This window comes from Pseudomonas fluorescens, assembly GCF_012974785.1.
GTDB classification, from domain to species: domain Bacteria; phylum Pseudomonadota; class Gammaproteobacteria; order Pseudomonadales; family Pseudomonadaceae; genus Aquipseudomonas; species Aquipseudomonas fluorescens_BT.
Genome location: NZ_CP027561.1, coordinates 2048353 through 2067635, shown reverse-complemented (window position 1 = coordinate 2067635; position 19283 = coordinate 2048353). Strand labels below are relative to the sequence as shown.

General features: G+C 60.1%; 18 protein-coding genes and 1 pseudogene. 14 read left to right on the top strand and 5 right to left on the bottom strand.

The window, feature by feature from the left end:
- The first annotated feature begins 3 nt into the window (after positions 1-3).
- The 3 genes from inhA (at position 4) to C6Y56_RS09320 (ending at position 3392) form a co-directional block, all read left to right on the top strand.
- Entirely contained in the window at positions 4-690 is a 687-nt protein-coding gene (inhA, locus tag C6Y56_RS09330) for an isonitrile hydratase (RefSeq protein WP_169429600.1), read from the top strand.
- Between the two features lie 242 nt (positions 691-932).
- Positions 933-1724 (top strand): CPBP family intramembrane glutamic endopeptidase, encoded by a 792-nt coding sequence (locus tag C6Y56_RS09325; protein ID WP_169429599.1) that lies wholly within the window; start codon positions 933-935, stop codon positions 1722-1724.
- Between the two features lie 102 nt (positions 1725-1826).
- Complete coding sequence (locus tag C6Y56_RS09320) at positions 1827-3392, top strand: methyl-accepting chemotaxis protein (protein WP_169429598.1); 1566 nt, start codon at positions 1827-1829, stop codon at positions 3390-3392.
- Positions 3393-3454: 62 nt separating this feature from the next.
- Here the strand turns inward: C6Y56_RS09320 and C6Y56_RS09315 are convergent, their stop codons facing one another.
- The 3 genes and pseudogenes from C6Y56_RS09315 to C6Y56_RS09305 all read right to left on the bottom strand — a co-directional run bounded on the left by C6Y56_RS09315 (position 3455) and on the right by C6Y56_RS09305 (position 5827).
- Positions 3455-3814, bottom strand: coding sequence for a DUF6124 family protein (locus C6Y56_RS09315; RefSeq protein ID WP_169429597.1), 360 nt, complete (start codon positions 3812-3814; stop codon positions 3455-3457).
- 87 nt (positions 3815-3901) lie between these two features.
- Positions 3902-4267 carry a DUF6124 family protein gene (locus C6Y56_RS09310; RefSeq protein ID WP_169429596.1) on the bottom strand — a complete coding sequence of 122 codons (366 nt, stop codon included), beginning with the start codon at positions 4265-4267 and terminating at the stop codon, positions 3902-3904.
- Positions 4268-5150: 883 nt separating this feature from the next.
- Positions 5151-5827 (bottom strand): annotated as a pseudogene (locus C6Y56_RS09305) (alpha/beta family hydrolase).
- A gap of 86 nt (positions 5828-5913) precedes the next feature.
- Between C6Y56_RS09305 and ccoN (C6Y56_RS09300) the strand changes: the two are divergent.
- From ccoN (C6Y56_RS09300) to ccoP (C6Y56_RS09265), 8 genes are all read left to right on the top strand, one after another.
- Positions 5914-7338, top strand: a complete 1425-nt coding sequence (ccoN, locus tag C6Y56_RS09300; RefSeq protein WP_011333291.1) for a cytochrome-c oxidase, cbb3-type subunit I — start codon at positions 5914-5916, stop codon at positions 7336-7338.
- A 10-nt stretch (positions 7339-7348) separates the two neighbouring features.
- Positions 7349-7957 carry a cytochrome-c oxidase, cbb3-type subunit II gene (gene ccoO, locus C6Y56_RS09295; protein WP_169429595.1) on the top strand — a complete coding sequence of 203 codons (609 nt, stop codon included), beginning with the start codon at positions 7349-7351 and terminating at the stop codon, positions 7955-7957.
- Between the two features lie 3 nt (positions 7958-7960).
- Positions 7961-8158: a cbb3-type cytochrome oxidase subunit 3 gene (locus C6Y56_RS09290; protein WP_085609010.1), complete on the top strand. Its 198-nt coding sequence runs from the start codon at positions 7961-7963 to the stop codon at positions 8156-8158.
- Positions 8155-9108, top strand: coding sequence for a cytochrome-c oxidase, cbb3-type subunit III (gene ccoP, locus C6Y56_RS09285; RefSeq protein WP_169429594.1), 954 nt, complete (start codon positions 8155-8157; stop codon positions 9106-9108). The genes C6Y56_RS09290 and ccoP (C6Y56_RS09285) overlap by 4 nt, the downstream gene beginning before the upstream one ends.
- Positions 9109-9589: 481 nt before the next feature.
- The gene (gene ccoN / locus C6Y56_RS09280) at positions 9590-11032 is read left to right on the top strand and encodes a cytochrome-c oxidase, cbb3-type subunit I (RefSeq protein WP_085690137.1); all 1443 of its coding nucleotides are present in this window, start codon (positions 9590-9592) and stop codon (positions 11030-11032) included.
- On the top strand, positions 11032-11640 hold the full coding sequence (gene ccoO / locus C6Y56_RS09275; RefSeq protein WP_011333287.1) for a cytochrome-c oxidase, cbb3-type subunit II: 609 nt from the start codon (positions 11032-11034) through the stop codon (positions 11638-11640). Before ccoN (C6Y56_RS09280) ends, ccoO (C6Y56_RS09275) begins: the two co-directional genes overlap by 1 nt.
- A 6-nt stretch (positions 11641-11646) precedes the next feature.
- Positions 11647-11832 carry a CcoQ/FixQ family Cbb3-type cytochrome c oxidase assembly chaperone gene (locus C6Y56_RS09270; protein ID WP_003175465.1) on the top strand — a complete coding sequence of 62 codons (186 nt, stop codon included), beginning with the start codon at positions 11647-11649 and terminating at the stop codon, positions 11830-11832.
- Positions 11829-12812, top strand: a complete 984-nt coding sequence (gene ccoP, locus C6Y56_RS09265; RefSeq protein ID WP_169429593.1) for a cytochrome-c oxidase, cbb3-type subunit III — start codon at positions 11829-11831, stop codon at positions 12810-12812. The genes C6Y56_RS09270 and ccoP (C6Y56_RS09265) overlap by 4 nt, the downstream gene beginning before the upstream one ends.
- 73 nt (positions 12813-12885) lie before the next feature.
- Here the strand turns inward: ccoP (C6Y56_RS09265) and C6Y56_RS09260 are convergent, their stop codons facing one another.
- Positions 12886-13110: a hypothetical protein gene (locus tag C6Y56_RS09260; RefSeq protein ID WP_169429592.1), complete on the bottom strand. Its 225-nt coding sequence runs from the start codon at positions 13108-13110 to the stop codon at positions 12886-12888.
- Positions 13111-13175: 65 nt separating this feature from the next.
- Positions 13176-14183, bottom strand: coding sequence for a metallophosphoesterase family protein (locus C6Y56_RS09255; RefSeq protein ID WP_169429591.1), 1008 nt, complete (start codon positions 14181-14183; stop codon positions 13176-13178).
- Between the two features lie 463 nt (positions 14184-14646).
- Between C6Y56_RS09255 and ccoG the strand changes: the two genes are divergently transcribed.
- The 3 genes from ccoG to C6Y56_RS09240 all read left to right on the top strand — a co-directional run bounded on the left by ccoG (position 14647) and on the right by C6Y56_RS09240 (position 19265).
- On the top strand, positions 14647-16062 hold the full coding sequence (gene ccoG, locus C6Y56_RS09250) for a cytochrome c oxidase accessory protein CcoG (protein WP_169429590.1): 1416 nt from the start codon (positions 14647-14649) through the stop codon (positions 16060-16062).
- An 11-nt stretch (positions 16063-16073) separates the two neighbouring features.
- Entirely contained in the window at positions 16074-16613 is a 540-nt protein-coding gene (locus tag C6Y56_RS09245; RefSeq protein WP_169429589.1) for a FixH family protein, read from the top strand.
- 201 nt (positions 16614-16814) lie between these two features.
- Positions 16815-19265, top strand: coding sequence for a heavy metal translocating P-type ATPase (locus C6Y56_RS09240; protein WP_169429588.1), 2451 nt, complete (start codon positions 16815-16817; stop codon positions 19263-19265).
- Positions 19266-19283 lie beyond the last annotated feature (18 nt).

The following is a 19283-nucleotide window of genomic DNA, read 5'->3' as shown; positions in this document are numbered from 1 at the left end:
ATCATGGCGTTGCAGATCGGTTTTCTGTTGTTTCCCCAGGTGCAGCAACTCGACCTGACCGGCCCGTACGACGTGCTGGCCTCATTGCCGGACGTGCAAGTGCATCTGGTCTGGAAAGATCTGGTGCCGGTGACTTCCAGCACCGGGCTGGTGCTGAAACCCACCACCACGTTCGAGGATTGCCCGGATCTGGACGTGATCTGCGTACCCGGCGGCGCCGGGGTCGGGCCGTTGATGGAGGATGAACAGACGCTGGCCTTTATCAAGGCGCAAGCCGCGCAGGCGCGTTACGTGACGTCGGTGTGCACCGGTTCGCTGGTGCTTGGCGCGGCGGGACTGTTGCAGGGCAAACGGGCGACCACGCACTGGGCTTATCACGATCTGCTGCCGACATTGGGCGCAATCCCGGTGAAGGATCGGGTGGTGCGCGACGGCAATCTGTTCACCGGGGGCGGCATCACGGCCGGGATCGATTTTGCCCTGACCCTGGCGCAGGAGCTGGTGGGCGTCGACACGGCGCAACTGGTGCAGTTGCAGCTGGAATATGCGCCGGCGCCGCCGTTTGATGCGGGTAGCCCGGAGACGGCGCCGGGTGCTGTTGTTGAAGAAGCCCGCAAGCGTGCAGCGCCTTCGCTGAAACTGCGCACTGAAATCACCGAGCGTGCGGCGGCGAAACTCAACCTGCGCTGACATTTCAGCCACACCCGAGAACTTGTGGGAGCTGGCTTGCCAGCGATAGCGGTGAGTCAGTTAATGAAGATGTCGACTGTGCAGACGCCATCGCTGGCAAGCCAGCTCCCACAGGTCTCTCACAGGTCTCAGTGTCAGCCACAGGTTTGCGAGTTGTCCCGGTTTCTCGCCACACCTTCACTTGTCCCCTCGCCCCCAGCCGTGTAGAAAGCCTGTCCACAAATCGTGCACAAGGACTTTCCATGACAGCTCTGCCATGGCTCTATCTCGGGCTTCTCAGCCTTGGTTACGGATTGGCGCTGAGCTTCGGCCAGCTCGGCTGGCTGGCGCTGATCTCCATTGCACTGCTGGTTTTCGCCGGTTACGCCGTGCGCCAGCAAACCGTGCCGGTGGGGCGTTTTCTCGGCCATGGCCTGTTTATCGTGCTGGCCGTGGCGCTGGCCATGCACTGGCTGCCGGGTTTCTACAACGGCCGGGCCATCCCCGCGCAACGTTTCACTGACAACGCCGTGCCGTTCTCGATGTTCGTGAATCTCGACAAACCGCTGATCGGCTTCTGGCTGTTGCTGGTTTGCCCGTGGATCGTCGCGCGGCGCTCGTTGCGCCTGACGGTCTACGCCACCGCGCTGGCACTGACGTTGAGTGTGATTCTGGCGCTGGGCGGCGCGGTGTTGCTGGGCATGATCACCTGGGCACCGAAATGGCCGGATCAGGCGTGGCTGTGGGTGCTGAACAATCTGCTGCTGGTGACGCTGGTCGAAGAGGCGCTGTTTCGCGGCTATATACAGGGTGGCCTCAGCCGGCGTTTCAAACACCTGCCCTACGGCGACAACCTCGCGCTGCTGCTCGCGTCCCTGCTGTTCGGCCTGGTGCATGTGGGCGCTGGCTGGCAATGGGTGTTGCTGGCGGGCCTGGCGGGTGTCGGCTATGGTCTGGCCTACCGATTTGGCGGGCTTGCTGCAGCGATCGCCACGCATTTTGGCCTGAACCTGCTGCATTTCGGCCTGTTCACTTATCCGATGCTCGCGGGTTGAAGCAAGGCCCGTTTTGCGACGCCGTACTGATAAATGAAAAAAAACTTCAATAAATGGCCGACCCCGCCGACAACCTTTCAAAGCCTTGCGGATTGAAAAACCATGCGTAACAACCAGCCCATTACACAACGCGAACGGACTTTCCCGGCTCAGCAACGGTTGATTTCCACAACCGACGCCAAGGGCGTGATCACCTACTGCAACGACGCTTTCGTCGAAATCAGCGGGTTCTCGCGTGAGGAACTGATCCGTGCGCCGCACAACCTGGTTCGTCACCCCGACGTCCCGGCGGCGGTGTTTTCGCATATGTGGGGCACACTGAAACAAGGCTTGCCATGGATGGGCATTGTCAAGAACCGCTGCAAATCCGGTGACCATTACTGGGTTAACGCCTATGTAACGCCGGTGTTCGATGGCAGTCAGGTGATCGGTTACGAGTCGGTGCGGGTCAAACCCACTGCCGAACAGATCCGCCGTGCCGAAGCGCTCTACCAACGCATCAACCAGGGCAAGTCGGCGATTCCTTCGAGCGACAAATGGCTGCCGATCGTGCAGGACTGGCTGCCGTTCATTCTGGTCAGCCAGTTGAGTTTCATGATCGGCGCCACCCTGAACTCGCATTGGGGCTTTGCCCTCGCCGCCGGTCTGTCGGTGCCGCTGGGTCTGTTGGGCCTGCAATGGCAGCAACGCGGGCTCAAGCGCCTGCTGCGTCTGGCCGAGCAGACCACGTCCGACCCGTTGATCGCGCAAATGTACACCGACAGCCGTGGCGCCCAGGCGCGTCTGGAAATGTCGATCCTCAGCCAGGAAGCCCGACTGAAAACCTGCCTGACCCGTCTGCAGGACACCGCCGAGCACCTGACCGATCAGGCCAAACAGTCCGACGCCCTGGCGCACAACAGTTCCAGCGGTCTGGAACGCCAGCGCGTGGAAACCGAACAGGTCGCCACCGCCGTCAACCAGATGGCCGCCACCACGCAAGAAGTGGCGAGCCACGTCCAACGCACCGCCGACGCCACCCAGGAAGCCAATCGCCTGACCGGTCGCGGCCGCGACATCGCCGGCGAAACCCGCGAAGCCATCCAGCGCCTGTCGGTGGTGGTCGGTGAAACCGGCCTGACCGTCACGCAACTGGCCAAGGACAGCGACGAAATCGGCGGCGTGGTCGACGTGATCAAAGGCATCGCCGACCAGACCAACCTGCTGGCCCTCAACGCCGCGATTGAAGCAGCACGTGCCGGTGAAATGGGCCGTGGTTTTGCGGTAGTTGCCGACGAAGTCCGCCAACTGGCACAACGCACCAGCGAATCCACCGGCCAGATCCACGCCCTGATCGCCAAGCTGCAACAGACTGCGTCCAGCGCCGTACAAACCATGGAAGCCGGCCATCGCCAGGCGGAAGAAGGCGTAGCGCGGGTGCTGGAAGCGGATCAGGCACTGGTGGGCATCAGCGAAGCGGTGGCCAACATCACGGACATGACCACCCAGATCGCCGCCGCGACCGAAGAGCAAAGTGCCGTGGCTGAAGAAATCAGCCGCAACATCAGCAACATTTCGGAACTGGCGGACCAGACCTCGGAACAGGCGCATAACTCGGCGTTGCTGAGTGAAGAGCTGACGAAGACTGCCAACACGCAATACTCGTTGGTGGAGCGGTTTAACCGCTGATTGTTCTGCAATACAAAAAAAACCGGATAGCGAGAGCTTCCGGTTTTTTTTTGCCTTGTTACTTACTCCTTTGGCACGAGGTTATCCAACGCCTGATTCACCGCCAACTCGCCCAACATCACCACTTGAGCAATGCCCAACAGGGTCTTGCGGTTCGGCCCTTCCAGCAGGCCGGCAAAGTCGCCGAGCATGACCGTGGCTGACGCGAGCGACTCGCAGGCGTTGGCCAGCAAGGACTCCGTGTCGGTTTGCGGGTTGACCATGAACATGTCGTTTGGGGTGTAGGGCGTGGCCATGATCCGGGCTGCGGGTGTCAGGTAATAGTCGAGGGCGCGTTCGGCGGCGTCGTGGAGCTTTCTTGAATCGGGAAATTCGTAGGGGGACACCGGATCTTCTACCGGTGGAATGACGGTCTTGGACATCAGCTGAAACTCCGGAAAGAGTCGCTTGAGGATTTTTATAGACGGCTGCCTGGCAGTGAGGGGACAAGCCCCTCACCGAGGCCGCAACTACCGCGAGACGTGATGGTTATTCAGCACGCGATTGACCAGCAGCTCACTCAGCATGATGACCTGCTGCAGTATCTGCATCGCCTTGCGCTGCGACGGATCGACGGTGTCGCCAATAACCCGGGCCATGTCACTGGCCGACGACAGCGTTTCGCACGCTTCGACCAGCAGCGTCTCGTCATCCACCGTTGGATTGACCAGATAAATCCTGCCCGGCTTGCGCGATGGCTTGGATGTCTTCTGCGCCCCAGGATCAAGGTAATGATTGATCGCCCGCTCGGTTGCCGTTTTTATGTTTTCGGCTTCGAGTGCGGCGTCGTAGGGGATTGAATCGGTTTCTGGTGGGTTGGGTGTGACTTTGAACATAGATGTAACTCCTATCCCAGACTTCAAGGAGCCATCACCCACGCTACCAAACGATGGGTGGCGGCCATACGCGGGTTGGTAGACCGGCTGCAATAGGAACCCGGCGCCCACGAATGAGCCCCACGCATGACCACCATAAAACCGAGCCCCAAGAAAGGGACTGCATACGGTGTTGCCACACAGCTATTACAGACGGGCTACCAAACCCGATCACTGTTTTTCAGTGACAGGGAAACGATATAGCCCACCCTATAGTCGCGTAAGCCGGCGGATTCTGGCGTACGCGTAGGCAACGACGCAAGGTGTTGTAGCCCTTATGGCGTAACGGTTCGTGTACTTTAAACGTGGTTACGCGATCGTGTTTATGCGCTGGAAATGCTGGGCTGGGGGAGCTTTCGGTTTTTGTGGTGTGTCAGTCAAACCCTCCCCCTCACCCTAGCCCTCTCCCCGTGGGAGAGGGGACTGACCGAGGTGTTTGGACGAGGTACGCCGACGTGGGATACCGAGTTGAACTCAGGTTTTGAACAGCACTTCAATCGGCCCTTAACCACTCAAAACGATGAGCGTTAGCTCGAGTACCGCTTTTGATCTTGATCCACGGGCGACGTCGGAAGGCTGAGTGGAGGGATTCATCCGGGGGGGGGGAGCGCAGCGACCGTTTGGCGAAGCCAAACACATCGAGAGGAGGTGCAGCGAAGCAAACCGTAGGCGATGCCCCCCGGATGAATCCCGGAGCGAAGGGACCCCGAGCCCCAGCGAGCGGGCCGGACGTAGGAGCAAGACCTTTTGGTTACTTTTGGGGCGTTTGCCAAAAGTGACCCGCCGTAAGGGCGGAACCCTAAGCAGCCATAACCGCAGCAACGGATATGCCCCCAAAAAAGACTCAACGAAGAAACCCGGCAACCCTCTCCGCCGCCAAAGCCAAATGCTGCTCATGCGTAAATCCGGAAACCTTGAGCGGCTTAAAATCATGATCTCCCGCCGCCAGCCAAAACACTTCAATACTCGGCGATAAGGAATACCCTTCGACAGCGTCCCGATTGCCAAGCGCATCCCGCTCCCCTGAACAATCAACGTCCGCGTCCGCAAAGCAGCCAAATGCTCAACCCGAGGTTTCTCCGGCTTCCCCACCGCATAAAACGGATACCCCAGACAAACCAACGCATCAGCGCCAAGCTCATCAGCCAGCAAACTCGCCATCCGCCCCCCCATGGACTTCCCGCCAATCGCGAGCAGACCAGCGACATGAAGTCGCACCAAACCATAAACCTCACGCCAGCACTCCTGCAATTTCCCCGCAGGATTCGGCGGTCGTTTGACCCCATCAACCCGCCGCTGCGCCATATAAGGAAACTCAAACCGCAACACGTTGATACCAAGCCCAGCAAGGCGCCCAGCCATATCGTTCATCCAGTCGCTATCCATCGGCGCCCCCGCCCCATGCGCCAAGATCAGCGTCGCCGAAGCCTCACCAACAGCCGCATCCCAAAGCCACCCGTGATCCCGCAGGCACTGCGCCCATTGATCCCCGTCAATACTGGCCTTGTGCTGTTTGTCCATGCTTGCCTCGCTTTTAGTCTGCCTATAACTCCAGGCGAAGGACGCGCTGTTGGCGCTCACTTCGGCTGAACCGTGGATGGGGAACCATGAACACTTCTATCAGTACCGCCTACAACTACAAGGTGGTCCGCCAATTCGCCATTATGACGGTGGTGTGGGGCATCGTCGGCATGGGGCTCGGGGTTTTTCTCGCGGCTCAATTGGTCTGGCCCGAACTCAACTTCAACCTGCCGTGGACCAGCTTCGGACGCCTGCGCCCGCTGCACACCAACGCGGTGATCTTCGCGTTCGGCGGCTGTGCCTTGTTCGCCAGTTCGTTCTACTCGGTACAGCGCACCTGCCAGACGCAATTGTTTGCGCCGAAAATCGCCGCGTTCTGCTTCTGGGGCTGGCAGCTTGTGATTCTATTGGCGGCCATCAGCCTGCCACTGGGTTACACCAGTTCCAAGGAATACGCCGAGCTGGAATGGCCGATCGACATCCTGATCACCATCGTCTGGGTCGCCTACGCCATCGTGTTCTTCGGCACGATCATGCAGCGCAAGACCAAGCACATTTACGTGGGCAACTGGTTCTTCGGCGCGTTCATCATCACCGTGGCGATCCTGCACATCGTCAACAACCTTGAGTTGCCGGTGAGCTTCACCAAGTCCTACTCGGTGTACGCCGGTGCAACCGACGCGATGGTGCAATGGTGGTACGGCCACAACGCCGTAGGCTTTTTCCTCACCGCCGGTTTCCTCGGGATGATGTACTACTTCGTGCCGAAACAGGCCGAACGTCCGGTGTATTCGTATCGCCTGTCGATCGTGCACTTCTGGGCGCTGATCACCCTGTACATCTGGGCCGGCCCGCACCACTTGCACTACACCGCGCTGCCGGACTGGGCGCAGTCGCTGGGCATGGTGATGTCGCTGGTACTGCTGGCGCCGAGCTGGGGCGGCATGATCAACGGCATGATGACCCTCTCGGGCGCCTGGCATAAGTTGCGCAGCGACCCGATCCTGCGCTTCCTGGTGGTGTCGCTGGCGTTCTACGGCATGTCGACCTTCGAAGGTCCGATGATGGCGATCAAGACGGTGAACGCCCTCTCCCACTACACCGACTGGACCATCGGCCACGTACACGCCGGTGCGCTCGGCTGGGTGGCGATGATTTCCATCGGCGCGCTGTACCACATGATCCCGAAAGTCTTCGGCAAAGAGCAGATGCACAGCATCGGCCTGATCAACGCGCACTTCTGGCTCGCAACCATCGGCACCGTGCTCTACATCGCCTCGATGTGGGTCAACGGCATCGCCCAGGGCCTGATGTGGCGCGCAGTCAACGAGGACGGCACGCTGACCTACTCCTTCGTCGAAACCCTGGTGGCCAGCCACCCAGGCTTCGTCGTGCGGCTGATTGGCGGGGCGATCTTCCTCAGCGGCATGTTCCTGATGGCTTACAACACCTGGCGCACCGTGCGGGCCTCGCAGCCTGCTGACGTCGTTGCTGCCGCGCAGATGGCCTGAGGAGTCCGCCATGAAACACGAAACGATTGAAAAGAACGTCGGCCTGCTGATGCTGCTGATGGTGTTCGCCGTGAGCATCGGCGGCCTGACCCAGATCGTCCCGCTGTTCTTCCAGGACGTGACCAACAAACCGGTGGAAGGCATGAAGCCCTACACCGCGCTGCAACTGGAAGGCCGCGACATCTACATCCGCGAAGGCTGCGTCGGTTGCCATTCGCAGATGATTCGTCCGTTCCGCGCCGAAACCGAACGCTACGGGCACTACTCGGTGGCCGGCGAGAGCGTGTGGGATCACCCGTTCCTGTGGGGTTCGAAACGTACCGGTCCGGACCTGGCCCGGGTCGGCGCACGTTACTCGGATGACTGGCACCGTGCGCACTTGTACAACCCGCGCAACGTCGTACCGGAATCGAAAATGCCGGCCTACCCATGGCTGGTCACGCAACCGGTCGACAGCAGCCACACCGAAACCAAGCTCAAGGCCATGCGCACCCTCGGCGTGCCGTACACCGACGACGACATCAGCGGCGCGGTGGCGAGCCTCAAGGGCAAGACCGAAATGGACGCCCTCGTCTCCTACCTGCAAGTGCTTGGCACTGCTATCAAGAGCAAGAGGTGAGAGATGGTCTTTGAAATGAGCGCGGGGCTGATTCGCGGCCTCGGCACGGTCGTGGTGTTCGTGGCCTTCGTCGGCCTGACCCTGTGGGTGTTCAACCGCAAGCGCACGCCGGAATTCGCCGAAGCGCGCCTGCTGCCGTTTGCCGACGAGCCGCAACCCGACCCAACCCAAGCATCTGAAACAAGGAGTACCCGGCCATGACCACCTTCTGGAGTACGTGGATCTGCGTACTGACCATCGGCAGCCTGATCGGCCTGACCTGGCTGCTGGTCGGCACCCGTCGGGGCGAGACCAAGGGCAGCGTCGACCAGACCATGGGCCACAGCTTCGACGGCATCGAGGAGTACGACAACCCGCTGCCGCAGTGGTGGTTCATGCTGTTCGCCGGCACGCTGGTGTTTTCCGTGGGTTATCTGATCCTTTATCCGGGCCTGGGCAACTGGAAAGGCATCCTGCCCGGCTACGAGGACGGCTGGACCGGCGTCCACGAATGGGAAAAGGAAATGAGCAAGGCTGACGCCAAATTCGGGCCGATCTTCGCCAAATTCGCCGCCATGCCGGTGGAAGAAGTGGCGAAGGATCCTCAGGCGCTGAAAATGGGCGGCCGCCTGTTTGCCTCCAACTGCTCGGTGTGCCACGGCTCGGACGCCAAGGGCGCGTTCGGTTTCCCTAACCTCGCCGACAAGGACTGGCGTTGGGGCGGCAGCGCCGAAACCATCAAGACCACCATCATGGGTGGCCGGATGGCGGCGATGCCGGCCTGGGGCGAATCCCTCGGCGAGGTTGGCGTGAAGAACGTCGCCGCCTATGTTCGTCACGAACTGGCCGGGCTGCCACTACCGACGGACAACAAGGCCGACCTGCAAGCCGGACAGCAGACGTTCAGCACCATGTGCGTAGCCTGTCATGGGGCAACCGGCCAGGGCACTGAAGCCATGGGTGCGCCGAATCTGACGCACCCGGCCGGATTTATCTATGGCACCAGCCTGACCCAGCTTGAGCAGACCATTCGCCATGGTCGTCAGGGTCACATGCCGGCTCAGAACGAGCTGCTGGGCAACGATAAAGTGCAATTGCTGGCCGCTTATGTGTACAGCTTGAGTCATGGACTGAATACAGAAAAACTTATTACTGAAGACAAAAAACAGTAATTATTGAGTACAACACTGCCGCACGTTTCCAGTGCGGCAGTTTCCAGCCTCTTTGCGACGCATTGTCGCACCCCTTCACACCCTCTCCTTTCGGTTACCCGGATTCGGGTCTACGCTTGCTCGATGCGGACTGGCCCGTGCCGGTTCCAGGTCGACCCTGAGCGAGGTGTTGAACGAATCGGCTGACTGACATGGCCGCAAAGGCCGGTAGATACCGGCTGTCGTGCCGATTACCGTCCGTCACCCGAACCGAGCGTTCGAACACACCCCGTTACATCCGACCGGAACCCCTCGCTTTTTTCGTCCGCTGCGACATTTTGCCCGAGGGCAATTTTGTCCTTACGCGGCGCATGGAAAGGCCGCAGAATCAGCGTTGGAAAGCATTGACCCAGGTCATGGCGCGTTGCATTGACCCCCTGCTTTCTACATACTTGCGGCCGATTTTAATCCTAATAAAACACCCAAACCGTGGAACCTTAGAATGAGCACAGCAATCAGTCCGACTGCTTATAACTATAAGGTAGTCCGCCAGTTCGCCATCATGACGGTGGTCTGGGGGATCCTTGGCATGGGGCTCGGTGTCTTCATTGCCTCGCAACTGGTCTGGCCGGAGTTGAACTTCGGTCTGCCGTGGACGAGCTTTGGACGCCTGCGCCCGTTGCACACAAACCTGGTGATTTTCGCCTTCGGTGGTTGTGCACTGTTTGCCACTTCCTACTATGTCGTGCAGCGAACCTGCCAGACGCGACTGATTTCCGACAGCCTCGCGGCCTTCACCTTCTGGGGCTGGCAAGCGGTGATCGTCGGCGCGATCATTACCTTGCCGCTGGGTTACACCACCACCAAGGAATACGCGGAACTGGAATGGCCTCTCGCCATTTTGCTGGCCATTGTCTGGGTCACCTACGGTCTGGTGTTCTTCGGCACCATCACCAAGCGCAAAACCAAGCACATCTATGTCGGTAACTGGTTCTACGGTGCGTTCATCGTCGTGACCGCGATGCTGCACATCGTCAACCACATGTCGCTGCCGGTCAGCCTGTTCAAGTCCTACTCGGCCTACTCGGGCGCGACCGACGCGATGATCCAGTGGTGGTACGGCCACAACGCCGTGGGCTTCTTCCTGACCACCGGCTTCCTGGGGATGATGTATTACTTCGTGCCGAAACAGGCCGAGCGTCCGATCTACTCCTATCGTCTGTCGATCGTGCACTTCTGGGCGCTGATCACTCTGTACATCTGGGCAGGTCCCCACCACCTGCACTACACCGCACTGCCGGACTGGGCGCAATCGCTGGGCATGGCGATGTCGATCATCCTGCTGGCGCCAAGCTGGGGCGGCATGATCAACGGCATGATGACCCTGTCGGGCGCCTGGCATAAGCTGCGCACCGACCCGATCCTGCGTTTCCTCGTGGTATCGCTGGCGTTCTACGGCATGTCGACCTTCGAAGGTCCGATGATGGCGATCAAGACCGTCAACTCGCTCTCGCACTACACCGACTGGACCATCGGCCACGTACACGCCGGCGCTCTGGGCTGGGTCGCGATGATCTCGATCGGCGCGATCTACCACATGATCCCGAAACTGTTCGGCCGCGCACAGATGCACAGCGTCGGTCTGATCAACGCGCACTTCTGGCTCGCGACCATCGGTACCGTGCTGTACATCGCATCGATGTGGGTCAACGGCATCACCCAAGGCCTGATGTGGCGTGCAATCAACGATGACGGCACCCTCACCTACTCGTTCGTCGAAGCGCTGCAGGCCAGCCACCCTGGCTACATCGTTCGCGCCCTGGGCGGTGCGTTCTTTGCCAGCGGCATGCTGTTGATGGCCTACAACGTGTGGCGCACCGTTCGCGCCTCGGACCCGGCTGAAGCTGAAGCCGCCGCCAAGATCGCCGTAGTTGGAGCTCACTGATGAAGCATGAAGCTGTCGAGAAGAATATTGGCCTGCTGGCTTTCTTCATGGTCATCGCCGTCAGCGTCGGTGGCCTGACCCAAATCGTTCCGCTGTTCTTCCAGGACGTCACCAACAAGCCGGTCGAAGGCATGAAGCCGCGCACTGCCCTTGAACTGGAAGGCCGCGACGTTTACATCGCCAACGGCTGTGTCGGCTGCCATTCGCAGATGATCCGTCCGTTCCGTGCCGAAACCGAACGCTACGGCCACTACTCGGTCGCCGGTGAAAGCGTCTGGGATCACCCGTTCCTGTGGGGTTCCAAGCGTACCGGCCCGGACCTGGCCCGCGTCGGCGGTCGTTACTCCGATGACTGGCAGCGTGCGCACTTGTACAACCCGCGCAACGTCGTCCCCGAGTCGAAAATGCCGGCCTACCCGTTCCTCGTAGAAAACAAGCTCGACGGCAAAGACACGGCCAAAAAAATGGAAGTGTTGCGCACGCTTGGCGTCCCTTACACCGACGAAGACATCGCCGGTGCAAGAGATGCCGTGAAGGGCAAAACCGAAATGGACGCGCTGGTGGCCTATCTGCAAGGCCTGGGCACCATCATCAAAAGCAAACGGTGATTCTTAATGGATATCGGGATGATTCGAGGCCTGGGCACCGTTGTCGTGATGGTTGCCTTCATCGGCCTGGCGTTGTGGGTGTTCAGCCCCAAGCGCAAGTCGGAGTTTGAAGACGCGACCTTGCTGCCCTTCGCGGATGATCCCGAAGCCATCAAGCACGTCGAGCAAGCTTCTAGGAGTAACAAAGAATGACTACATTCTGGAGTCTGTACGTCACAGTCCTCAGTCTCGGTACGATCTTTTCCCTGACCTGGCTGTTGCTGTCGACCCGCAAGGGCCAGCGCACCGAGCAGACCGACGAGACGGTCGGCCACTCCTTCGACGGTATCGAGGAGTACGACAACCCGCTGCCGAAATGGTGGTTCATGCTGTTCGTGGGCACCATCGTGTTTGCGCTGGGTTATCTGGTGCTGTACCCGGGCCTGGGCAACTGGAAAGGCCTGCTGCCGGGCTACAACTACCTCGATACCGAGAAGCAGACCGCGTTCGCCAACGGCCAGACCGGCTGGACCGGCGTTCACGAGTGGGAAAAGGAAATGGCGCGCTCGGACGCCAAGTTCGGTCCGATCTTCGCCAAGTTCGCCGCCATGCCGATTGAAGAAGTGGCGAAGGATCCGCAAGCCCTGAAGATGGGTGGCCGTCTGTTTGCCTCCAACTGCTCGGTCTGCCACGGTTCCGACGCCAAGGGCGCTTATGGTTTCCCGAACCTGACCGACGCCGACTGGCGCTGGGGCGGCGAGCCGGAAACCATCAAGACCACCATCATGGGCGGTCGTCACGCGGTGATGCCGGCCTGGGCTGAAGTGATCGGTGAGCAAGGCGTGGCCGACGTGGCCGCGTTCGTGCTGACCAATCTGGATGGCCGCAAGCTGCCGGAAGACACCAAGGCGGATCCGGCCAACGGCCAGAAGCTGTTCGCTGCCAACTGCGTGGCCTGCCACGGTCCGGAAGGTAAAGGTACGCCAGCCATGGGCGCCCCCAACCTGACCCACCCGGCCGCGTTCATCTACGGTTCGAGCTTCGCGCAACTGCAGCAGACCATTCGTTACGGCCGTCAGGGCCAGATGCCTGCCCAGGAACAATTGCAAGGCAACGACAAGGTTCACCTGCTGGCGGCTTATGTTTACAGCCTGTCTCACGGTGAAAAAGCACCGGAAGCAGAGGCTCAGTAAGGCCGACGCTTGAAGCGAAAAAAGGCCCCGCCCGTGAGAACTGGCGGGGCCTTTTTGTTTCCTCTCTATTGATTCAAAGAATATTGCCTGCGCCAAGACTGTCCAGGCCCGAAGGTTTGTGTTGTCTGGCCGGCTCCTTCGTCTGCTCTGCAGCGTCGGCCGACTCAAGCGCTGCCAGCGCCGCTTGCAAGTGCGCGGCGGCAACGGAGACGCCCGGAATGGCGCTATTGAGAACGACGTTCAGTGCATCAATTGCTTCCTGAGTAACGCCAAGTGCCTTGAGAGTGCTTTCGTTCATACATTGTCATCCCTGAATAAAGTCCGGTGCTCCGGATAAAACCAATGAAGGCGGTGAACCGGACATTACTCAGGCCGATTGGCCCAGATGGACTTCACCGGAACCGAGTGCACGAAACGCGGGTTTTTCCAGTCATTGTTCTCGATCAGGTTGACCTGCAACTGCTTGCGATCACCTGAGAAGCTGGCGGTCAGGTACGTCTGCTGGGACGTTGCGCCGCTGAGAAACATCGGCACCTGACCCATCCAGCGCTTGCCACCCCCTCGCCTATGGTAATGACCTGCAAAGATGGCGGTGACTTGATACTTTTCGACCATGTCCAGAAAGCGTTGCTCCTGTTGCCAGTCTCCCTGCCAGTCATCCCACTTGTGCATGTTGATGATGATCGCGTAACCCTGGGCTCTCGCCACCCTCAAATCGTTTTCCAGCCAGTCCAGTGCGCTGGTGATATTGAAGGTTGTCGGATTCAATGCATGAGCGATCTTCGTGGTGTAGGTGGGTTCATTATTAAGCTGCACAAGGTGAACTTCGCCGATGCTTTTCGAGTAGGCGAGACTGCCCGAATAGCGAACACCCAGAAAAGCACCCGTCACCTTGAGATCAAAGTTATCCACCTTCCCTTTATGATGTTCATTGAACTCGACAACACTGCCCGCCGCACAACTATTGCTGAAACAGTCGTCCACGTTATTCTCGTAATCATGATTACCCAAACCATACAGATAATCGTCCTTGAAGTACTTTTGCAGGGCCGACTTCATATACGAGCGCTGCCAACCGTGACCGAAAGCGGTCATGTCACCATTGATCATCAACGGGACTGCCGCCTGCCCCCCGTGGGCATTTCGAAACTCGGCAATACTGCCCAACTGGCTGTCCACCAGCCACTTGGCGCGTTTTTCGAAGTCCGCATCGGATTCCGGCTCTCCGCTGTCAGTCTTGTCGGTCCATGGATATTGCGTATCGGACGCGAACACCATATGCCGTGGCATGCCCTCAACGGCATGAGCCAAAGTAACAGAAGAAAACAAACAGACACCCAGCAGAAACCTTACAACTCCATTTAAAGCCATAACCTTGAAACTCCATTTAACTCGAATACGAACTGGCAACTGAATATCGCCAGCCGCAAACATATTCGATTAAACGAAACCTTTCAAAGCACACAACACAGACAATTAAATAAACTTGTTTCAGACATGCAACTAACAGAAACCAGAACTTCTTACTTCATCCCTGTTTCTCGAAGTCTGGACAACCGGACAGCAACGAGCCTATTTTCAGCCACGCAGATCACCAGGCAGCGCAACGGCGACGGATCGCCTAGACTCAGTCATAGCCGGGCAAAAAAGGGTAATCCCTTACAAGTCAATTGATTCAAGTCATTACACCATCAATTGATTTTGCCCAACGCGACCAAAGGTCGCACCCGTTCGTCGGCATCACAGGCGTATCATTGCGCCACCGCAACACCCTTTCTGACCCCGGCCGGCACGTATCGACCGAGGCATTTTTCCACTGCCGTGGGATGCAATGATGAGCAACCAGATTCCGGTACACGACGTCACGCCACCCAGCAAGAACGCGAACAACAGCGTCGACCTTTACGCCTCTCGAGAAAAAATCTACACCCGTGCTTTCACCGGCCTGTTCCGCAATCTGCGGATGATGGGTGGAACGGCGCTGTTCCTGTTGTACTTCGGTACGGTGTGGTTGAACTGGGGCGGCCACCAGGCCGTGTGGTGGAACCTGCCGGAGCGCAAGTTCTTCATCTTCGGCGCCACGTTCTGGCCGCAGGATTTCATTCTGCTTTCGGGCCTGCTGATCATTGCCGCGTTCGGCCTGTTCTTCATCACGGTGTACGCCGGCCGGGTCTGGTGCGGCTATACCTGTCCGCAAAGCGTGTGGACATGGATTTTCATGTGGTGCGAAAAGGTCACCGAAGGCGACCGCAACCAGCGCATCAAGCTCGACAAGGCACCCATGAGTGCCAACAAGTTCCTGCGCAAGTTCGCCAAGCACGCCATGTGGCTGCTGATCGGTTTCGTCACCGGCATGACCTTCGTCGGCTATTTCTCGCCGATCCGCGAACTGGTGTTCGACTTCTTCACAGGGCAAGCCGATGGCTGGTCGTATTTCTGGGTCGGCTTCTTCACCCTCGCCACCTACGGCAACGCCGGCTGGCTGCGTGAGCAGGTGTGCATCTACATGTGCCCGTATGCGCGCTTCCAGAGCGTGATGTTCGACAAGGACACCCTGATCGTCTCCTACGACCCGCGTCGCGGCGAAAGCCGTGGCCCGCGCAAGAAAGGCGTCGACTACAAGGCCCAGGGCCTGGGCGATTGCATCGATTGCACCATGTGCGTCCAGGTCTGCCCGACCGGCATCGACATCCGCGACGGCCTGCAGATCGAGTGCATTGGCTGCGCCGCGTGCATCGATGCCTGCGACAGCATCATGGACAAGATGGACTACCCGCGCGGGCTGATCAGCTACACCACCGAACACAACCTGTCCGGGCAGAAAACCCATAAACTGCGTCCGCGCCTGATCGGTTATGCCGTGGTGCTGCTGGCGATGATCAGCTTGCTGGTGACAGCATTCTTCATGCGTTCGCTGGTCGGTTTCGACGTCAGCAAGGACCGCGTGCTGTACCGCGAAAACGCCGAAGGCCGGATCGAAAACGTCTATAGCCTGAAGATCATGAACAAGGATCAGCGCGACCACACGTATGTGCTGGAAGCCGCCGGATTGCCGGATCTGCGCCTGCAAGGCAAGCGCGAGATCAAAGTGCCGGCCGGGGAAATCTTCAGCATGCCGGTCGAACTGTCGAGCGCGCCCGAACAACTGCCGTCGAGCACCAACGAGGTGAAATTCATCCTCAAGGATGCCGATGACGACAGCGTCCACGTAGAAGCCAAGAGCCGGTTCATCGGCCCACAGAATCGTTGAGAGAACTGAACATGCCCGCAGCAAACGCCGCAAGCCCCTGGTACAAGCATCTCTGGCCGTGGATCATCATCGGGATTCTGGCCTGCTCGGTGACCCTGACCCTGTCCATGGTGACCATCGCGGTGAACAACCCGGACAACCTGGTCAACGACAACTACTACGAGGCCGGCAAGGGCATCAACCGTTCGCTGGACCGTGAACTGCTGGCGCAGACCCTGAAGATGCGCGCTGCCGTGCACCTGGATGACGTCACCGGCGAAGTCGACCTGCGCCTGAGCGGCGACAGCCAGCCGAAAACCCTGGAACTGAACCTGATCTCGCCGACCCAGCCGGACAAGGATCGCAAGATCGTCCTGGCTCGCAGCGAGACTGAAACCGGTCGGTACATCGGCCAGTTGAGCGACAAGATCGAAGGCCGACGTTTTGTTGAGTTGCTGGGTACTCAGGACGATCACGTGTGGCGGATGTTCGAGGAAGAGCTGGTCAGTCATGACAAGGATTTGTTATTGGGCGACGAGCCGCTGCAGGGTGCTGAAGACCTGAAGAAGTAAGCAGCCTGCAAGTGCCCCCTCCCCCCCTGGAGAGGGAACTGATCTCGGGTGTTTGCAGACTTGATATTCGCCAGTGACGATTGCGCTGACTGAACCCATTTTTCCGGCTCACATCAATCGGCCCCCTCTCCCTCCGGGAGAGGGCTGGGGTGAGGGCAAGCGGACCACTCGATTCCAAGGGTTTATCCCCTCGACAATGCCATGACCACCCCCATCCCCTGCTACCACTGCGCCCTGCCCGTCCCGTCCGGCAGCCGCTTCACCGCCGTCGTGCTCGGGGAGTCCCGCGAGTTCTGCTGCCCCGGCTGTCAGGCCGTGGCCGAAGCCATCGTCGCCGGTGGACTGGAAAGCTATTACCAACACCGCAGCGAAGCCTCGGCCAACCCCGAGACGCTGCCGGTGCAACTGGTGGACGAGCTGGCGCTGTACGACCGCGCCGACGTGCAGCAACCTTTCGTGCGCCACGAAGGTGAGCTGGCGGAAACCACGCTGCTGATGGAAGGCATCAGTTGCGCCGCCTGCGGCTGGCTGATCGAGAAACACCTGCGCACCCTGCCCGCCGTGGCCGAGGCGCGGCTGAACCTGTCCAATCATCGCCTGCATGTGCGCTGGGCTGACGCTCAGTTGCCGCTGAGCCAGATCCTCGGCGAACTGCGCCACATCGGCTACGTCGCGCACCCGTATCAGGCCGACCGCGCCAGCGAACAACTGGCCAGTGAAAACCGCCTGGCCCTGCGTCAGCTCGGTGTTGCCGGGCTATTGTGGTTCCAGGCGATGATGGCGACCATGGCGACCTGGCCGGAATTCAACATCGACCTCAGCCCGGAGCTGCACACGATCCTGCGCTGGGTCGCGCTGTTCCTCACCACGCCGATTGTGTTCTACAGCTGCGCGCCGTTTTTCAAAGGGGCCATGCGCGATCTGCGCACTCGTCATCTGACCATGGACGTTTCGGTCTCGCTGGCGATCGGCGCGGCTTATATCGCCGGGATCTGGACCTCGATCACCGGGGTCGGCGAGCTGTATTTCGACGCAGTCGGGATGTTCGCGCTTTTCCTGCTCGCCGGACGCTACCTCGAACGCCGCGCCCGGGAACGCACCGCCGCTGCCACCGCGCAACTGGTCAATCTGTTGCCCGCCTCGTGCCTGCGCCTCGACGACACCGGCCACAGTGAACGCATCCTGCTCAGCGAGCTGCGTCTTGGCGACCGCGTACTCGTGCAGCCCGGCTCGGTGCTGCCGGCGGACGGCAAGATCCTCGACGGTCAGTCGAGCATCGATGAATCGCTGCTGACCGGCGAATACCTGCCGCAACCGCGCACACCGGGCGATGCCGTCACCGCCGGCACGCTGAACGTAGAAGGTGCGCTGACTGTTCAAGTGCAGGCGCTCGGCCAGGACACGCGGCTGTCGGCCATCGTGCGTTTGCTGGATCGCGCTCAGGCAGAGAAACCACGCCTGGCGGAAATCGCCGACCGCGCCGCTCAATGGTTTCTGTTGCTGTCGTTGATCGCGGCGGCCGCCATCGGCCTGCTGTGGTGGGAACTGGATTCTTCGCGAGCGTTCTGGATCGTTCTGGCGATGCTGGTTGCCACTTGCCCATGCGCATTGTCACTGGCAACGCCGACCGCACTCACCGCCGCCACCGGCACCCTGCACAAACTCGGCCTGCTGTTGACACGCGGCCATGTGCTGGAAGGCCTGAACCAGATCGACACGGTGATTTTCGACAAGACCGGCACCCTCACTGAGGGCCGACTGGTGCTGCGTTCGATCCGCCCGCTCGGCGCCCTCGACAGTGATCGGTGCCTGAGCCTGGCCGCTGCGCTGGAGAACCGTTCGGAACACCCGATTGCCCGGGCCTTCGGCCGGGCGCCGCTGGCCGCCGAAGAGGTTCACAGCACACCGGGGCTCGGGCTTGAAGGCCTGGTCGCAGAACAGCGTTTGCGCATTGGGCAGGCTGATTTTGTCTGTGATCTCAGCGGCGCGCCCGTACCATCAATGCCCGACGAACCGGGCCAATGGTTGTTGCTCGGTGACGCTCAGGGACCGTTGGCCTGGTTCGTCCTCGATGATCGTCTGCGCGCCGACGCCCCCGCGCTGCTCGCCGCGTGCAAGGCCCGCGGCTGGCACACGCTGCTGCTGTCGGGTGACAGTTCGCCGATGGTTGCCAGTGTCGCTGCCGAACTGGGCATCGATGAGGCCCGGGGCGGTTTGCGTCCGGACGACAAGCTGCAAGTGCTGCAACAACTGCACAAGGCCGGCCGCAAGGTGTTGATGCTCGGCGACGGGGTCAACGACGTGCCGGTATTGGCTGCCGCGGACATCAGCGTGGCCATGGGCTCGGCCACCGATCTGGCGAAAACCAGTGCCGATGCGGTGCTGCTGTCCAACCGGCTCGACGCGCTGGTACAGGCCTTCACGCTGGCCCGCCGCACCCGTCGGGTGATCATCGAGAACCTGTTGTGGGCCGCGCTGTACAATGGCCTCATGTTGCCGTTCGCCGCCCTCGGCTGGATCACGCCAGTGTGGGCCGCTGTCGGCATGTCGATCAGTTCGCTGACCGTGGTGCTCAACGCCCTGCGCCTGACTCGCCTGCCGAGTGCGCCGGCCGTCAACACCACGTCAGAAACCCGCCCGCTGCCGGCCTGAGCCGCACGGGCATGGAGT

Excerpts from the sequence above, each read along its gene's own strand:
- inhA (WP_169429600.1), top strand. The coding sequence starts at position 4 with ATGGCGTTGCAGATCGGTTTTCTGTTGTTTCCCCAGGTGCAGCAACTC.
- C6Y56_RS09325 (WP_169429599.1), top strand. The coding sequence starts at position 933 with ATGACAGCTCTGCCATGGCTCTATCTCGGGCTTCTCAGCCTTGGTTAC.
- C6Y56_RS09320 (WP_169429598.1), top strand. The coding sequence starts at position 1,827 with ATGCGTAACAACCAGCCCATTACACAACGCGAACGGACTTTCCCGGCT.
- C6Y56_RS09315 (WP_169429597.1), bottom strand. The coding sequence starts at position 3,814 with ATGTCCAAGACCGTCATTCCACCGGTAGAAGATCCGGTGTCCCCCTAC.
- C6Y56_RS09310 (WP_169429596.1), bottom strand. The coding sequence starts at position 4,267 with ATGTTCAAAGTCACACCCAACCCACCAGAAACCGATTCAATCCCCTAC.
- ccoN (WP_011333291.1), top strand. The coding sequence starts at position 5,914 with ATGAACACTTCTATCAGTACCGCCTACAACTACAAGGTGGTCCGCCAA.
- ccoO (WP_169429595.1), top strand. The coding sequence starts at position 7,349 with ATGAAACACGAAACGATTGAAAAGAACGTCGGCCTGCTGATGCTGCTG.
- C6Y56_RS09290 (WP_085609010.1), top strand. The coding sequence starts at position 7,961 with ATGGTCTTTGAAATGAGCGCGGGGCTGATTCGCGGCCTCGGCACGGTC.
- ccoP (WP_169429594.1), top strand. The coding sequence starts at position 8,155 with ATGACCACCTTCTGGAGTACGTGGATCTGCGTACTGACCATCGGCAGC.
- ccoN (WP_085690137.1), top strand. The coding sequence starts at position 9,590 with ATGAGCACAGCAATCAGTCCGACTGCTTATAACTATAAGGTAGTCCGC.
- ccoO (WP_011333287.1), top strand. The coding sequence starts at position 11,032 with ATGAAGCATGAAGCTGTCGAGAAGAATATTGGCCTGCTGGCTTTCTTC.
- C6Y56_RS09270 (WP_003175465.1), top strand. The coding sequence starts at position 11,647 with ATGGATATCGGGATGATTCGAGGCCTGGGCACCGTTGTCGTGATGGTT.
- ccoP (WP_169429593.1), top strand. The coding sequence starts at position 11,829 with ATGACTACATTCTGGAGTCTGTACGTCACAGTCCTCAGTCTCGGTACG.
- C6Y56_RS09260 (WP_169429592.1), bottom strand. The coding sequence starts at position 13,110 with ATGAACGAAAGCACTCTCAAGGCACTTGGCGTTACTCAGGAAGCAATT.
- C6Y56_RS09255 (WP_169429591.1), bottom strand. The coding sequence starts at position 14,183 with ATGGCTTTAAATGGAGTTGTAAGGTTTCTGCTGGGTGTCTGTTTGTTT.
- ccoG (WP_169429590.1), top strand. The coding sequence starts at position 14,647 with ATGAGCAACCAGATTCCGGTACACGACGTCACGCCACCCAGCAAGAAC.
- C6Y56_RS09245 (WP_169429589.1), top strand. The coding sequence starts at position 16,074 with ATGCCCGCAGCAAACGCCGCAAGCCCCTGGTACAAGCATCTCTGGCCG.
- C6Y56_RS09240 (WP_169429588.1), top strand. The coding sequence starts at position 16,815 with ATGACCACCCCCATCCCCTGCTACCACTGCGCCCTGCCCGTCCCGTCC.